The 15,129-nt window shown below is 68.3% G+C and carries 15 protein-coding genes; 9 read left to right on the top strand and 6 right to left on the bottom strand.

Annotated elements, in window-relative coordinates:
* Window positions 1–29 precede the first annotated feature (29 nt).
* From katG to ACJ512_RS15270, 5 genes are all read left to right on the top strand, one after another.
* On the top strand, window positions 30–2,255 hold the full coding sequence (katG, locus tag ACJ512_RS15290; RefSeq protein WP_407687121.1) for a catalase/peroxidase HPI: 2,226 nt from the start codon (window positions 30–32) through the stop codon (window positions 2,253–2,255).
* Window positions 2,256–2,394: 139 nt separating this feature from the next.
* Complete coding sequence (locus ACJ512_RS15285; RefSeq protein WP_407687122.1) at window positions 2,395–2,847, top strand: DUF4262 domain-containing protein; 453 nt, start codon at window positions 2,395–2,397, stop codon at window positions 2,845–2,847.
* Window positions 2,848–2,893: 46 nt separating this feature from the next.
* Window positions 2,894–3,343, top strand: coding sequence for a hypothetical protein (locus ACJ512_RS15280; protein WP_407687123.1), 450 nt, complete (start codon window positions 2,894–2,896; stop codon window positions 3,341–3,343).
* A 12-nt stretch (window positions 3,344–3,355) separates the two neighbouring features.
* Window positions 3,356–4,339 carry an FAD-dependent oxidoreductase gene (locus ACJ512_RS15275; RefSeq protein WP_407687124.1) on the top strand — a complete coding sequence of 328 codons (984 nt, stop codon included), beginning with the start codon at window positions 3,356–3,358 and terminating at the stop codon, window positions 4,337–4,339.
* Window positions 4,336–4,998 carry an enoyl-CoA hydratase/isomerase family protein gene (locus ACJ512_RS15270; RefSeq protein ID WP_407687125.1) on the top strand — a complete coding sequence of 221 codons (663 nt, stop codon included), beginning with the start codon at window positions 4,336–4,338 and terminating at the stop codon, window positions 4,996–4,998. The genes ACJ512_RS15275 and ACJ512_RS15270 overlap by 4 nt, the downstream gene beginning before the upstream one ends.
* 137 nt (window positions 4,999–5,135) lie before the next feature.
* On the opposite strand, the gene ACJ512_RS15265 is transcribed toward ACJ512_RS15270, so the two are convergent.
* On the bottom strand, window positions 5,136–5,537 hold the full coding sequence (locus ACJ512_RS15265) for a phage holin family protein (RefSeq protein ID WP_407687155.1): 402 nt from the start codon (window positions 5,535–5,537) through the stop codon (window positions 5,136–5,138).
* 28 nt (window positions 5,538–5,565) lie between these two features.
* The gene (locus ACJ512_RS15260; protein WP_407687126.1) at window positions 5,566–6,630 is read right to left on the bottom strand and encodes an amidohydrolase family protein; all 1,065 of its coding nucleotides are present in this window, start codon (window positions 6,628–6,630) and stop codon (window positions 5,566–5,568) included.
* Window positions 6,631–6,760: 130 nt separating this feature from the next.
* On the opposite strand from ACJ512_RS15260, the gene ACJ512_RS15255 reads away from it, so the two are divergent.
* Complete coding sequence (locus ACJ512_RS15255; RefSeq protein ID WP_407687156.1) at window positions 6,761–7,954, top strand: MFS transporter; 1,194 nt, start codon at window positions 6,761–6,763, stop codon at window positions 7,952–7,954.
* On the opposite strand, the gene ACJ512_RS15250 is transcribed toward ACJ512_RS15255, so the two are convergent.
* Window positions 7,955–9,223: a competence/damage-inducible protein A gene (locus ACJ512_RS15250; RefSeq protein WP_461479749.1), complete on the bottom strand. Its 1,269-nt coding sequence runs from the start codon at window positions 9,221–9,223 to the stop codon at window positions 7,955–7,957.
* Window positions 9,224–10,036: 813 nt separating this feature from the next.
* Here ACJ512_RS15250 and ACJ512_RS15245 point away from each other — a divergent pair.
* Window positions 10,037–10,324: a macro domain-containing protein gene (locus ACJ512_RS15245; protein ID WP_407687128.1), complete on the top strand. Its 288-nt coding sequence runs from the start codon at window positions 10,037–10,039 to the stop codon at window positions 10,322–10,324.
* Here the strand turns inward: ACJ512_RS15245 and ACJ512_RS15240 are convergent.
* Window positions 10,321–10,626: an MTH1187 family thiamine-binding protein gene (locus ACJ512_RS15240; RefSeq protein ID WP_407687129.1), complete on the bottom strand. Its 306-nt coding sequence runs from the start codon at window positions 10,624–10,626 to the stop codon at window positions 10,321–10,323. The genes ACJ512_RS15245 and ACJ512_RS15240 overlap by 4 nt on opposite strands.
* 40 nt (window positions 10,627–10,666) lie before the next feature.
* Here ACJ512_RS15240 and dtd point away from each other — a divergent pair, with 40 nt between their 5' ends.
* Window positions 10,667–11,098 carry a D-aminoacyl-tRNA deacylase gene (dtd, locus tag ACJ512_RS15235; RefSeq protein WP_407687130.1) on the top strand — a complete coding sequence of 144 codons (432 nt, stop codon included), beginning with the start codon at window positions 10,667–10,669 and terminating at the stop codon, window positions 11,096–11,098.
* 55 nt (window positions 11,099–11,153) lie between these two features.
* Window positions 11,154–12,065, top strand: a complete 912-nt coding sequence (locus tag ACJ512_RS15230) for a class I SAM-dependent methyltransferase (protein ID WP_407687131.1) — start codon at window positions 11,154–11,156, stop codon at window positions 12,063–12,065.
* A 6-nt stretch (window positions 12,066–12,071) separates the two neighbouring features.
* Here the strand turns inward: ACJ512_RS15230 and ACJ512_RS15225 are convergent, their stop codons facing one another.
* Entirely contained in the window at window positions 12,072–13,097 is a 1,026-nt protein-coding gene (locus tag ACJ512_RS15225) for a zinc-binding dehydrogenase (RefSeq protein ID WP_407687132.1), read from the bottom strand.
* Entirely contained in the window at window positions 13,085–15,040 is a 1,956-nt protein-coding gene (locus tag ACJ512_RS15220; protein WP_407687133.1) for a flavin-containing monooxygenase, read from the bottom strand. Before ACJ512_RS15220 ends, ACJ512_RS15225 begins: the two co-directional genes overlap by 13 nt.
* Window positions 15,041–15,129 lie beyond the last annotated feature (89 nt).

Below are 15,129 nucleotides of genomic sequence, written 5' to 3'. Positions count from 1 at the left end.
CCGGCAATTTCATCTGAGGAAGTGATGCCATGCCAGAGGAACACCCCCCCATTGCAGAAGCCAACACCGAACTACAGCAGGGAGGTTGCCCTGTCGGGAATGGTCACCTCAACCATCCCGTGGAGGGTGGCGGCAACCAGGACTGGTGGCCACACCGGCTCAACCTGAAGATCCTGCACCAGAATCCGCCTGTCGCCGACCCGATGGGCGAAGCGTACGACTACGCCGCTGAGGTGTCGAAGCTCGACGTCGACGCCCTGCGGCGGGACGTCGAAGCGGTGATGACGAACTCGCAGGAGTGGTGGCCCGCCGACTACGGCAACTACGGGCCGCTGTTCATCCGGATGGCGTGGCATGCCGCGGGCACCTACCGCATCGAGGACGGCCGCGGCGGCGCCGGAGCGGGCATGCAGCGCTTCGCGCCGCTGAACAGCTGGCCGGACAATGTCCTGCTGGACCGGGCCCGCCGACTGCTCTGGCCGGTCAAGAAGAAGTACGGCAAGAGCCTGTCCTGGGCCGACCTGATCGTCTACGCGGGCAACTGCGCGCTGGAGTCCATGGGCTTCGAGACTTTCGGCTTCGCGTTCGGCCGCGTCGACCAGTGGGAGCCGGACGAGGTGTACTGGGGCAAGGAGAGCACCTGGCTCGGGGACGAGCGCTACACCGGTAACCGGGACCTCGAAAACCCGTTGGCCGCGGTGCAGATGGGCCTGATCTATGTGAACCCGGAGGGCCCCAACGGGAATCCGGATCCGATGGCCGCCGCGGTGGACATCCGCGAGACTTTCCGCCGCATGGCGATGAACGACGTCGAAACCGCCGCGCTGATCGTCGGCGGACATACCTTCGGCAAGACCCACGGCGCCGGCCGGGCCGAGCTCGTCGGTCCCGAACCCGAGGCAGCCCCGCTCGAGCAGATGGGCATCGGATGGAAGAGTTCGTTCGGCAGTGGCCTGGGCAGTGACGCGATGGGCAGCGGCCTAGAGGTCGTGTGGACCAACACCCCGACGAAGTGGGACAACAGCTTTCTGGAGATCCTGTACGGCTACGAGTGGGAGCTGACCAAGAGCCCCGCCGGTGCCTGGCAGTACACCGCCAAGGACGGCGCCGGGGCGGGCACGATCCCCGACCCCTTCGGCGGGCCGGGACGCGCCCCGACCATGCTGATCACCGACGTCTCCATGCGGGTCGACCCGATCTACGAGCGGATCACCCGGCGCTGGCTGGACCACCCCGGGGAGCTTGCCGACGAGTTCGCCAAGGCGTGGTACAAGCTGATCCACCGCGACATGGGGCCCGTCTCCCGCTACGTCGGGCCGCTGGTCCCCAAGGAGGTCATGCTGTGGCAGGACCCGGTGCCGGCCGTCTCCCACGAGCTCATCGGCGCGGACGACATCGCCGCGCTCAAGAGCAAGATCCTTGCGTCGGGTTTGACTGTCTCCCAACTGGTTAAGACCGCGTGGGCCGCGGCGTCGTCGTTCCGCGGCAGCGACAAGCGGGGCGGCGCCAACGGCGGCCGCATCCGCCTGCAGCCACAAGCCGGCTGGGAGATCAACGAGCCCGACGAGCTGGCGCAGGTGGTGCGCGCTCTGGAGGGAATCCAGGAGTCCTTCAACTCCGCGGCGGGCGGAAACAAGAAGGTGTCGTTCGCCGATCTCGTCGTGCTGGGCGGGTGCGCCGCCATCGAGAAGGCGGCGAAGGCGGCCGGCCACGACATCACGGTGCCGTTCGCCCCCGGCCGCACCGACGCGACGCAGGAGCAGACCGACGTCGAGTCCTTCGCCGTGCTCGAGCCGAAGGCCGACGGCTTCCGCAACTACCTCGGGAAGGCGAGCTCGATGCCGGCCGAGTACCTGTTGCTGGACCGGGCCAACCTGCTGCGGCTCAGCGCACCCGAGATGACGGTGCTGGTCGGTGGTCTGCGCGTCCTGGGCGCCAACTACAAGCAGTCGCCGCTGGGCGTCCTGACCGCCACGCCCGAGTCGCTGACCAACGACTACTTCGTCAGCCTGCTCGACATGGGCACCGCATGGGAGCCGTCGGGCGCCGACGACGGGACCTACGTGGGCAAGGACCGCGTCTCCGGGCAGCCGAAGTGGACCGCGAGCCGCGTGGACCTGGCGTTCGGTGCCAACTCGGAATTGCGGGCTCTTGCCGAGGTGTACGGAGCCGACGACGCGCAGCCGAAGTTCGTGCGGGACTTCGTCGCCGCGTGGAACAAGGTGATGAACGCCGACCGGTTCGATTTGCGCTAGATCGACCTCCCACCGCCACCCCGCGGGCCATCCGGCCCGCGGGGTGCCGTGCGTTTGGGGCGGGAATGTCGGACCCCGCGGGCATGGTGGTCGCAAGCAACGACGAGCGAGGACGAAAGAGGACTCCGCCATGTGTTGGATGTGTGACCACCCGGGCAGGCCCGTAGAGGACTACCTCGCCGAGGTGCAGGCGAAGATGCTCGCGAACGGTTGGGCGGTGCAGTACGTCACCGACCGAAGGCCCTTCGCCTACACCGTGGGGTTGAGCCGCTGCGGGTTGCCCGAACTGTTGTTGACCGGCGCCGAGCCAGTGCGCGCGCTCCGGTTGCTGAACTCGGTGGCCCGGATGGCCATGACGGGCGATCCGCCGACGCACGGCATGCGGATCACCCCGCCCGATGGGCCCGCCGTCGAGATGGTCGAGGTGAACCATCCCGAGGCCCATCTGAAGTGCGCAGTCGCGATCCTCGGCGCGGTAAGCGCACTTCAGGTGGTGTGGGCCGACGAGCGCGGCCGCTGGCCGTGGGCGCCGGACTTCGACGACGGCCGCGGCTCCCAGCCGGTCCTGGGGGTGCGGGCCGTGTGCAATTGACCCGAGGCCACCACCCGCGGCGTTCGCGCCGGTAAACTGCTCTGCTATGGGCTCGAAGTCGAAAGCACCGATCGCGGCACGGTTCGGTGCCGCGGGGCTGCTATTTGCGGGCTGCGTTGCCGGTGCCGCCGTTGCCGGCGCGGACCCGGATCCGGCGCCGCCGCCCGCCCCGAAGACGACCATCGACAAGGACGGCACGTACGCGGTGGGCACCGACATCGCGCCGGGCATCTACAGTTCGGGCGGGCCCGTCGGCGACGGCACCTGCTACTGGAAGCGGACGGGCAACCCCGACGGCAACGTCGTCGACAACGCTTTGACCAAAAAGCCGCAGGTGGTCCGCATCGATGCGACGGACAAGTCGTTCAAGACCAACGGCTGCCAGCCCTGGCAGCTGACCCCGGACGCCAACCTGCCCGCCGAAACGCCGCCACAGATCGCGGGCGCCCAGCTCGGCATCCTCAACGGGCTGCTGGGCGGGAACGCGCCGCGCTGAGTTCTTGCCGCCGTGGCCACCACCCAACAGATCGTCGTGGTCGGCGCGGGTGTCAGCGGGCTGACGTCGGCGATCTGCCTGGCCGAGGCGGGGTGGCCGGTGCGGGTGTGGGCGACCGCAATGCCACACCAGACCACGTCGGCGGTGGCCGGTGCGGTGTGGACACCCCCGCGGCCGGCCGGGTGTGCCACCGCGACGCGGGCCTGGTGTGAACACTCGCTGCGGGTGTTCCGCGAACTCGCCGACGACCCCGCCACCGGAGTCCAGCTGGCACCGGCGATGGCGGCCGGGGACTTCAACGCAGCGATCTGGGCGGCGGTCGAACCGATCCCCGACCTGCGGGCGGCCGAGCCTGCCGAGATTCCCGACGGCTTCGATGCCGCGGTTTGCGCCACCGTGCCGATGATCGACATGCCGCAATACCTGGAGTACCTGACCCGGCGACTGGCGGCGGCCGGCTGTGAAATCGAGGCGCATGCGGTCGTGTCGCTGGCCGAGGTCGCCGACACCGCCCCGATCGTCGTGAACTGCGCCGGCCTCGGCGCCCGGACGCTGGCGGGTGACGACACGGTGCGGCCCCTGTTCGGCCAGCATGTCGTTCTGACGAATCCCGGTCTGCGCCAACTGTTCCTGGAGATCAGCGGCGGGTCGGAATGGACCTGCTACTTCCCTCACCCGCGGCGGGTGGTGTGCGGCGGCATCAGCATCCCCGACCGCTGGGACACCACCGCCGACCCCGAGGTGAGCGAGCGGATCCTGCAGCGGTGCCGCCGGATCGAGCCGCGGCTGCGCGACGCCGAGGTGATCGAGACGATCACCGGGTTGCGCCCGGACCGCCCGTCGGTCCGTCTCGAGGCCGAGCCGCTGGGCTCGCCCCCCGGACGAGCACTGTGCATCCACAACTACGGGCACAGCAGCAACGGCGTGACCCTCTCGTGGGGTTGTGCCCGTGACGTGCTCCGCCTCGTGACCGACGGTCACGGGGAGACGCGGTGAGCATCGACTACACGCTGCACGCCCACATCGCCACCATCACGATCAACCGGCCCGAGACACGTAATTCGCTGGACATGGCGCATTTCCGCGATCTGGCCCACGCCTGGGCTGCGTTCCGCGACGACACCGGCGCCCGGGTCGCGGTGATCACCGGCGTCGGCCGGGACTTCTGCACCGGAGCCGACCTCAAGACGTTCATCCCGGAGGTGACCGGTGAGCTGGCCCAACCGGAAGGGTGGGACAAGGTCGACGCAATCCATGCCGTCTTGCACCGCTTTCCCGTGTACAAGCCGATCGTCGCGGCCGTGAACGGCACCTGCGTCGCGGGCGGCTTCGAGATGCTGACCTCCACCGACATCCGCGTGGCCGTGCCGGATGCGCGCTTTGCGGTCATGGAACCGAAGCGGGGTCTTTTCGCCGGCGGCGGGAGCACCGTGCGGCTGCCGCGGCAACTGCCCTACCCCATGGCGATGGAGCCGCTGCTGACAAGCCGACATGGTGGATGCGGAGCGCGCGTTGGCGATGGGACTGATCAACCGGCTCGTCCCCGCCGAAGAGCTGATGGATATCGCGTACGACTACGCCGGGCGCATCGCGGCCAACGCACCGCTCGCGGTTTCGGCGACCAAGCAGTCGGCCGTCGAGGGCTTGGCGCTTGACCTCGAGTCCGCATACGACAATGAAACTCGGCACAGCGACCGGATTTCACCACTGAGAATGCCTCCGGCAAAGTTCAGTGGGGCCGCGCGCCTTCGCCGAGAAGCGACCGCCGCGGTGGCGGGGCCGCTGAGGGCCTCTAGGCGCGGGTGCGACGGTTGACGTCGCGAATCACCAGCGACAGCACCCAACTCACGATCGACAGCACGATCGCCGCCCAGATCGCCGTCCACCAGAAATGGTCGAAGCGCAGTCCCCAGTGGGTGGTGTGTTCGGTGATCCATGCGGTGATCCACAGCATCAAGGCGTTGATCACGATATGGATCAGGCCGAGCGTCAGGATGTACAGGGGGATCGACAGGATCTGGACGACCGGCTTGACGAACGCGTTGACCAGGCCGAAGACCACCGCGACGACGAAGATGATGCCGACCGTCTGCAATGTGCTGTGGCCGCCGACGAATTCGATCCCATGGACGAACTTGGTGACCAACCACAACGCAAAGCCGGTCAATGTGGCCCGGAGCAGGAAAGCACCCATGTCGAACGATCCTGCCACCCCGGGCGCGTTAGTTCAGCCTGTAGAAGCGCTGCGCGTTGAGGCCGCCGATCTTTTCGCGGGCATCTTCGCTGATGTCGGCGCGGGTGCGCAGATGCTTGGTGCTCTCCGGCCATTCGCCGTCCCAGTGTGGGTAGTCGCTGGCGAACATGATGAAGTCGGCGCCGAGCACGTCGATCACGCCGGGCAGGATCGGCTCCTCCGGCTCGCAGGTCACCCAGATGTTGCCCGCCCATAGGTATTCGTGCGGGTCACGGCGCCAGCCGCGCTCGACCCAGTCGCCGCGCTTCTCGTAGTGCTCGTGCAGGCGGTCGATGAAAAACGGAACCCAGCCGGCGCCCGCCTCGAGGAAGGCGACCCGCAGATCGGGGTGCCGCTCGAAGACGCCGCCGGACACCAGCGCCGTCATCGCCGTCATCTGGTCGAACGGGAAGCTGATGCAGTGCACCTGGATGTAGTTGGTGAAGCGGTCCACGCCGATCTTGGGCAGGTGGATGCCGGGGGCGCCGTGGATGCCGAGCGGCATCCCGAGCTCGACCGCGGCGGCGTAGAACGGGTCGAGGTCGGGGTGGTCGAGGTTACGAGTCTTGAGCGCCGGCGGGACGAGCGTGGCCACCAGCCCGAGGTCCTTGGCCTCGGTCATGACGTCGATGGCCACGTGGCCATGCTCGATCGGGGTGACGGCGACGCCTTTCAGCCGGCCGCCGGACGGCGCACAGTAGTCCGCGATCCATTGGTTGTAGAGCCGCGCGAATCCGGCGGCGAACTCGGGGTCCTCGAGGCTGGGCGCGCACAATCCGAGGCTCGGGTACAGCACCATGGTGTCGATGTGATCGCGGTCGGCGTCTTGCAGGACTCCTTCAGTGGAGCGGCAGTGAATCCCGGGGGCCTTGCTGATCCCGTGCTGCGGCGGGCAACCCGCGCCCGGGCCCTCGTCGACCGGGTAGCTGCGTCCCTCGAACGTCAACCGGCTGCCGTCGGCGGCGGGCTTGACGTACTGCGGCCAGCGCTGCATCGCTTCGGTCGCCAGTGAGGAGTTCTCGGCGACATGTCCGTCGGCGTCGATGATCCGCATGCATCCGCAACATACTCTCGCGCCACCGCGCCCGGTACTGCACGATGCTGACGTGACAACACAACGTCCTCGCGAGAAGATCACCCGCGACCAGCGGAACTCGTTCGTCGCGGCGTGGCTGGGCTGGACCATGGACGCCTTCGACTATTTCATCGTCGTGTTCGTCTACGCCGACATCGCGACAACGTTCCACCGCAGCAAAGCCGAGGTCGCGTTCGTCACGACGGCCACCCTGGTCATGCGTCCCGTGGGCGCGCTGCTGTTCGGGCTCTGGGCCGACCGCGTCGGCCGGCGGCTGCCGCTGATGGTGGACGTGGTGTTCTACTCGGTGGTCGGGTTCTTGTGCGCGTTCGCGCTCAACTTCGCCGTGCTGGTGATTCTCCGGCTGCTCTACGGCATCGGGATGGGCGGCGAGTGGGGCCTGGGCGCCGCGCTGGCCATGGAGAAGGTGCCCACCGAACGGCGCGGTTTTTTCTCGGGCCTGCTGCAGGAGGGCTACGCGTTCGGCTACCTGCTGGCCAGTCTGGCCTCCCTGGTGGTGATGAACCTGCTGGGCCTGTCGTGGCGCTGGCTGTTCGCCCTGAGCATCGTCCCGGCCCTGATCAGCCTGATCGTGCGCTACCGGGTGGAGGAGTCGGAGGTGTGGGAGGCCGCGCAGGACCGGTTGCGGCTCACCAGCACCAAGCTCCGCGACGTGTTGCGTGGGAAGGCGATCATCCGCCGGTTCTTCTACCTGGTGTTGTTGATGACCGCGTTCAACTGGATGAGCCACGGCACCCAAGACGTCTACCCCACGTTCCTGGGCGCCACCGCCAACCACGGCGCGGGCCTGTCCGGCGTGACCGTCAAGTGGATCGCGGTGGTCTACAACCTCGGCGCCATCATCGGCGGGCTGGTGTTCGGGACGCTGTCGCAGCGGTTCAGCCGCCGCTACACCGTGGTGTTCTGCGCGGTGCTGGGCCTGCCGATCGTGCCGCTGTTCGCCTACTCGCGCACCGCGGCGATGCTGTGTCTGGGTGCGTTCCTGATGCAGGTGTGCGTGCAGGGTGCCTGGGGGGTGATCCCGGCGCACCTGACCGAACTGTCGCCGGACGCCATCCGCGGGCTCTACCCCGGCGTGACCTATCAGCTCGGAAACCTGCTGGCGGCGTTCAACTTGCCGATCCAGGAACGGCTTGCCGAGTCGCACGGCTATCCGTTCGCTTTGGCGGCGACGATCGTGCCGGTATTCCTCGCGGTCATGGTGCTGACGCTGATCGGCAAGGACGCCACCGGAATTCGGTTCGGCACCGCCGAAAGCGCTTTTCTGCCAACGGAAGCCTGACTAGCTCGGGCCGCTCAGCATGCGCCGCAACAGGTGCATGGCCACCGTCGTCGAGCGCTCCCGGATGTCGGATCGGTTCCCGGGCAGCCGCAGCCTCCGGGTGTCCGCCCGGCCGTCGCCGAGCATCAGGGTGAAACACACGGTCCCGACCGGCTTTTGCTCGGTGGCCCCGCCCGGACCGGCGATCCCGGTGATCGCTACGGCGGTGTCGGCGCCGAAGCGCTCCAGGGCACCGCGTGCCATCGCCTCGGCGACCGGTTCGGACACCGCCCCGTGTTCTTCGATCAGGGCGGGGTCGACGCCGAGCAGATTCGCCTTCGCCTCATTGGAGTAGCTCACCACGCCGCCCATCACGTAGTCGGAGGAGCCGGGCCGATCGGTCAGCCGCGCCGCCAGCAATCCCGCGGTGCAGGATTCGGCCGTCGCGATCCTGCGACCGGTCAGCAGTCGCGCAACCTGATCGTCGACGGTGGACCCGTCCTCGGAGTAGAGCTGGTCCCCGTGCTTGTCGCGCAGCATCCGGGTCAGTTTCGCGTAGGCGTCCTCGGCTTCCGGCTCGTAGCGGGTGACCATCTCGATCTCCCCCCGCCGCAAGCAGGTGGTGATCTCGAGTCCGGCGAAGCCGGGCACAGTTTGTTCGGCCGCGCGCAGGCTCTCGGCCAGCCCCGATTCGGGCAGCCCGAACATCCGGATGGTCTCTTGTCGGTACGTGGTGCGCCCGGCGATCGCCTGCTGCGCCGCAGCAGTCTCGATCGCCCTGCGCCACATCGGCTGCAGCTCACGCGGCGGCCCCGGAAGCACGACAACCGTGGGCTTGCCCGGGACGACCACACCCGGCGCGGTGCCCACCGGGTCGAGCACTTCGGCGCCTTCCGGAACCATGGCCTGCTTGCGGTTTGCGGTGCGCACCGCGTCGAAGTCGTCCGAATCGAAGTGCGCCATGAGCTTTCTGAGGATCCCGGCGATCTTGTTCTCGACCTCGACGTCAAGCTGCAGCTCGCGTCCGCAGAACCGGGCGACCACCTCGACGGTCATGTCGTCGGCGGTGGGCCCCAGCCCGCCGCTGGTGACGATCAGGTCCATGCCCTCGCCCGCAAGGAAGCGCAGCTGGGCCTCGATATCGGCGGGGCGGTCACCGCAAATGGTGATGTGGGCCAATTCGACGCCGAGCTCCAAAAGTCGCTCGGCGATCCAGGGACCGTTTGCATCTTGGACTCGTCCGGTGAGGACCTCGGTCCCGGTGACGACGATGCCTGCGCGTGCGCTCACCGTCATGAGCCTAGTGGCGGGATTTTTCGGATCGCTGACCGATCTTCGGCCCACGCCACAGACCGGCGCTGTGCAGCGGTTGATCCGCTACGGCTGGTTTCAGCCCGGCCGGCCCGGCTGCCCGGGTTGGCCAGGCTGCCCGGGTTGGCCCGGCTGCCCGGGTTGGCCCGGCTGCCCGGGTTGACCCGGCACCTCCGGCACCGCCCGCGCCTCCAGCTCCCCCGGCCCCCGCAGCTCCGCCCGGCTCACCGGGCTCGACGGTGCCCCCGCTGTTCGGTGTTTCGCTGGTCATGTCGTACGCACCTGCCGTTCCGTAGGTTCGTCGGCAATGCGTCTGGCCGGCCTACGCGGCGGACCGGTCTGGCCACCCCCGCTTTCGCTGGAGCCGGGCGGGACTGCCAGCGCCATCGAGTGGAGGCAGGTGCCTCGAACAGCGTCCGGTGGCGGGACATTTGCGTCCCCGACCCTGTATTGCCCCTGTATTGCGATGGGATCGGCACACCGCCGGCGAAAGCGGAGCTGCTTATTGCCGACGGCGCACTGGCACGCGTTTCCACTCTCATGTGGGCAACCATCACGGCTTTCTGTGTGAATGGCGCCGTCATCCGATCTCCACCATCGCCACCGAGCCCGCCTGCGTCAGCGCCAATGCCATCGCCGCGCCGGCGAACGCGAGTCGCTGGGGCGTGCTCGCCGGAGTGGACTTCATAGGGAGAGCGTCGTCCGTGGCGGCCGGAGATCAAAGCCCTCGGTCGGAAGACAATGCCGCTTCGTGAATTGCGGCGCGCCCGGCAGCGCTTTCGGAGCCACCCGGTGCCGCGCGGCGATGAGCCGATGATCGATGTGCAGGTGCTGCAGGCTGAGGTGACCAAGCTCGACATCGACGCGATCGCCAATGCGGCCCACATCGGGCTACCACACGGTGGCGGCGTCGCCGCGGCGACCGTTCGGCCCGGGTGGACCCGAGGTGCAGCGCGAGTCGACCGAGGAGGCGCGGATGGGGCCGCGCGCCGACACCGCGCCCGCTCACTCGAGAAAGTGGTCTTCGCCGTTCACGGTGAGGCGGCCGAGCGGGCGTTCAGCACCGCCGTGCAGGCCTAACCGCCGGCCAGGTGTCGCTCGACGGAGGCGACTTTTGCCGCCATCGCGTCGCCGGCCCCGGCACGCCAGTCCACCTTGATCACCGTGCTGACCCGGGGGGCGCGAGCGGCCACGGCCTCGACCGCCCGCTGCACGACGCCCATCACCTCTTCCCAGGTATCACCTTCGACCACGGTGAACATCGAATCCGTCTGGTTCGGCAGGCCGGAATCGCGAACCACCCGTACCGCTTCGGCGACGATTTCGCCGACGCTCTCACCCACGCCCAGCGGGGTCACGGAAAACGCCACGAGCACAGACACCCGACGAGCCTACCCAGCCGGCCTGGCAGCATCGAGGATCGTGCGGATTCTGGTGCAGCGGGTCTCCTCGGCGGCGGTGTCGGTCGACGGGCGGGTGGTAAGCGCCATCTCCCCGTCCGGCCAGGGACTGCTCGCCTTCGTCGGCGTCACCCACGGCGACGACGCCGGCAAAGCGCGGCGCCTGGCGGAAAAGCTTTGGAACCTGCGCATTCTCGCTGGCGAGCGGTCGGCCGCTGACGTCGATGCGCCGATCCTGGTGGTCAGTCAGTTCACCCTGTACGCCGACACCGCGAAAGGCCGCCGCCCGTCGTGGAACGCCGCGGCCCCCGGCTCCGTCGCCGAACCGCTGGTGGCGACGTTCGCGGAGGCGTTGGGGCAGTTGGGTGCCCACGTGGAAACGGGGGTCTTCGGCGCGGACATGCAGGTCGATTTGGTCAACGACGGGCCGGTCACGGTGCTTCTCGAGGTTTGACCGTGCCGCTGCGGGTACCTTGGTGACGTCGGGGACTGCGACGGGGAGGACCGAATTGAGCACGACACCTGAGTTCGGGTCGTTGCGTTCCGACGACGACCACTGGGACATCGTCAGCAGCGTGGGCTACACCGCGTTGCTGGTGGCCGGTTGGCGGGCGGTGCACGCCACGAGCCCGCAGCCGTTGGTTCGCGACGAGTACGCGCAGGCATTCATCGCCGCGTCGCGGGACCCGTATCTGGCCGACGTGCTCGCCAACCCGGGGACCTCCGAGGACCAGACGGCCTTTCCCCGCCTCTACGGTGTCCAGACCCGATTCTTCGACGACTTCTTCCTCGCGGCCGGACAAGCGGGCGTGCAGCAGGCGGTGATCGTCGCAGCCGGCCTGGATTCGCGGGCGTACCGGCTCGATTGGCTCGCGGGCACAACGGTTTTCGAAATCGATCTGCCGAAGGTGCTGGAATTCAAGTCCCGGGTGCTGGCTGAGCGCGGCGCCGCCCCGAAGGCGCGCCGGGTCGAGGTCCCCGCGGACCTGCGCAGTGAATGGTCCAAGCCGCTGGAGGCGGCCGGCTTCGACGTGGAACGTCCCAGCGCCTGGTCGGTGGAGGGAATTCTGCCCTACCTGACCGACGAGGCCCAGAACACGCTCTTCACCCTGATCAGCGGGCTCAGCGCGCCGGGCAGCCGAGTCGCCGTGGGTGCGTTGGGCACGCGGCTGGATCACGACCAGCTGGAAGGCTTGGAGGCGGCCCATCCTGGAGTCAACATGTCGGGGAGCGTCGATTTCTCGGCGCTGACCTATGAGCCGATGAGCGACCCGGCCGACTGGCTGTCCTCGCACGGCTGGGCTGTCGAGCCGATCCGCAACACCCTCCAGCTGGAAGCGGCGTACGGGATGGTCCCGCCGGAGGTCGACGTCAAGATCGACAGCTTCATGCGGTCGCAGTACATCACGGCGACGCGGTAGGAATTCCTAGGGTGTCAGCAGGATCTTGACGTCGTCGCCGTTGCGGGCGGCCGCGGTCGCATAACCCTTGGCCGCCTCGTCCAGCGGCATGGTCGTCGTGAAAATGCCGTCCACGTCCAGCCGGCCGGAGGCGAGCAGCGGAATCAATTCCGGCCAGGTCCGCTGCACCGGCGCCGTCGTCATTCGCAGCGTGATGCTGCGGATCAGACACCCCAGCGCGTTCAGTGGGAACGGTTGCAGGTCGTGTACTCCGACGACCGAGACGGTGCCGCCCGGCCGGACCGCATTGAGGGCGTCGGTCATCGAGGCGTCGGTGGCGACGGCGTCGATGACCGCGTCGGCTCCGCGCCCGCCCGTGGCGGCCAGGATCGCCTCCACCGCCGGCGCCTTGAGCGGTGTCGCTCCCCAGGACGCAGCACGGTCCAGGCGGCCGTCGACTCGATCCACGGCGAAAACCTTTGCGGCACCTTGGAATAGCGCGCTTCGCAGTGCACACAGACCGACCGCGCCGAGGCCCATCACCGCCACGGCGCCGCCGAGCGGAATATCGGCCCGCTGCGCAGCCGCCCAGCCGGTGGCGAGGTTGTCGGTCAGCAGCAGCGCCTGCTCGGTGCTGATCGCCTCGGGGACCTTCAGCAGCTGGAAGTCGGCGGCGGGCACGGCGAGCAGGTCGGCTTGCGCACCGGCGAGTACGCCGCCGCCGAAGATCTGAAACCCCGCGTGGCACATCACCGGATCACGGGTAGCGCAGCCGGGACAGTTGCCGCAGCCGGCCACCGACGACACCATCACCTGGTCGCCGACCTTGACCGTGCGCACCTCCGGCCCGACCTCGACGACTGTGCCCACCGCTTCGTGGCCGAGCGGGAACGGTTCGGCCAGCGGAAAATCCGCCTCGTAGAAGTGCAGGTCGGAACCGCAGATGCCGGCCGCACTGACTTCGACGATCGCCCCGTCGGAGCCGGGAAGCGCAGGGTCGGGGCGGGTGTCGACCCGGATGCTGGTGGGTCCGTCGATGACTACCGTCCGCATGTCGGCGTACTCGCTTCCTTTGTCCGCAGGATGAATTGGGACCAGTCGGGCTCGCGGACCGCCGCCCAGTACTCGGGGAGGCGCCATGGGCTGACGGTGTGGATCTCGCCGTCGGGGTTTTTGAAGTAGGTGTGTTTGACGGCGGGGTGCGACCACACCATCTGCCTGATCTCGGTCTGCGTCCGCTGATGCCAGGCCGTGGCCGCCTCGGCCGTCGGCTCCAGGGAATGCAGGTCGGCCCCCACCAGATGCTCGAGACACCGGTTGACGTAACGCATCTGCAGCTCGGACTGGAAGATGAGGCTGCCGCCGTGGGCGAGGTGCGTGCCGGGCCCGTAGACGATGAACAGGTTGGGGAAGTTCGGAACGGTGATACCCAGGTAGGCGTACGGGCGGCTCCCCCACATCTCGTGCAGGTCGGTGCCGTCGCGCCCGGTGATCTTCAGCGGCCACAGCACGTCGGTGTGCCGGAACCCGGTGGCATAGACGATGACGTCGACGTCATGCGTCACGCCGTCTTCGGTGACGACGCAGCGCGGGGTGATCTGCCGGATCGGGGTGCGCACCAGTTCGACGTTGTCCCGTTGCAGCGTTTGCAGCCAGCTGCCGTTGTCCTGCAGCGTCCGCTTGCCGCACGCCGGGTAGTCGGGCAACACCTTGTCCAACAACTCCTCGTCGCCGCCCACCTGGTCGGTGATCCACTGCGAGAACATCATTCGGGCGGCGGCGTTGATGTCGCTGACCGCCTCGCCCTGATCGGCGTAGTCGGCGTCGCCGCGCGCCGCGTCGAGCCCCTTGTCGGCGCCGGGCCACAGCACCAGGAACCGATACCACCGTCCGTAGTACGGGAGGTGGCGCATCGCCCAGCGCATCCCGTCGCCGACCGCGTCGTGATACATCGGGTTGGGGAACATCCACTGTGCTGTCCGCTGGAAGACCGTCAGGTGCTCGACATCGCCCGCGATCGCGGGCGCGATCTGAAAACCGCTGGCGCCGGCCCCGATCAGCGCCACCCGCTTGCCGGTCAGATCGACGGAATGATCCCAGGCCGAGGAGTGAAACGCCGGGCCCGCAAAGGTCTCGGCGCCGTCGAAGTCGGGGATCAAAGGCCGGTTCAGCTGGCCGACCGCGGTGATGAGGGCCCGCGCGCGCATTGTCTCGGTCCGCCCGTCGGCCGGGCGCAGCGTCACGACCCACACGCCGTCGTGGTCGTCCCATTCGGCGGCAACCATCTCGGTCTGCCAGCGCACCCGCTCGCCCAGTTCGTGCTTGTCCAGCACCCGGGCGAAATAGTCCTGCAACTCGTCCTGCTCGGCGAAGAAATGCGTCCAGTCGTTGTTGGGTTCGAAGCTGTAGCAGTAGAAGTGGTTGGCGACGTCGACGCGGGCGCCGGGATAGCGGTTCTCCCACCATGTTCCGCCGGGGCCGGCGTTCTTCTCCACGATCGTGAACGGGATGCCGGCCTGTTTGAGCCGGATGCCGGCCAGGATGCCGGATTCGCCACATCCGACGACGAGGACGGGGAGTCCTGCCGCGCGTTCGCTCGGCAGGGCCGCCGGGCGGCGGGGGTCGACGCCGTCGAGGTCAATCTCCTCGGCGATCAGGGGCAGGTAGTCGTCGGTGACATGCTCGCAGGCGGCCCAGTCCAGCATCTCCCGGATCAGGTCCGAACTCAGCGGTTGCGGCTCGGGACACCCGCGGTCCCGGTATTCGGTGAGCGCTGGCAGGGCCGCAGCGCGGGCCCGGGCCTTGTCCTCCTCCGACATGAAGCCCTGGATCTCGTTGAGGAAGATGCCCATTGGCTTGAAGTCGCGAATGAACCGGGGGTCGCCGGTGATGTGGACGAGGGACAGCAGCAGCGTCGGAATGCTGACATCTTCGAGCGCAGCGGCGATCTCGGGCGTCGAGGTGGTGAAGGGCCGGCCGGCATAGGGGCTGCGCATCGAGCCGATCCTCTCGGTGAACGGGGAAAGACAAAATTACGCTACTACCAGTGTCGTAATTGGCACCAAGGCTACCCGCGGGCAACCCG

This window comes from Mycobacterium cajalii (genome assembly GCF_045809005.2).
Taxonomy (GTDB): Bacteria; Actinomycetota; Actinomycetes; order Mycobacteriales; family Mycobacteriaceae; genus Mycobacterium.
Note: the sequence above shows the minus strand (reverse complement) of the source record. Positions and strands in the feature narration are given on the sequence as shown.

Bases quoted from the DNA above. Each gene is read 5' to 3' on its own strand.
- katG (WP_407687121.1), top strand. From the start codon at position 30: ATGCCAGAGGAACACCCCCCCATTGCAGAAGCCAACACCGAACTACAG.
- ACJ512_RS15285 (WP_407687122.1), top strand. From the start codon at position 2,395: ATGTGTGACCACCCGGGCAGGCCCGTAGAGGACTACCTCGCCGAGGTG.
- ACJ512_RS15280 (WP_407687123.1), top strand. From the start codon at position 2,894: ATGGGCTCGAAGTCGAAAGCACCGATCGCGGCACGGTTCGGTGCCGCG.
- ACJ512_RS15265 (WP_407687155.1), bottom strand. From the start codon at position 5,537: ATGGGTGCTTTCCTGCTCCGGGCCACATTGACCGGCTTTGCGTTGTGG.
- ACJ512_RS15260 (WP_407687126.1), bottom strand. From the start codon at position 6,630: ATGCGGATCATCGACGCCGACGGACATGTCGCCGAGAACTCCTCACTG.
- ACJ512_RS15255 (WP_407687156.1), top strand. From the start codon at position 6,761: ATGGACGCCTTCGACTATTTCATCGTCGTGTTCGTCTACGCCGACATC.
- ACJ512_RS15225 (WP_407687132.1), bottom strand. From the start codon at position 13,097: ATGCGGACGGTAGTCATCGACGGACCCACCAGCATCCGGGTCGACACC.
- ACJ512_RS15220 (WP_407687133.1), bottom strand. From the start codon at position 15,040: ATGCGCAGCCCCTATGCCGGCCGGCCCTTCACCACCTCGACGCCCGAG.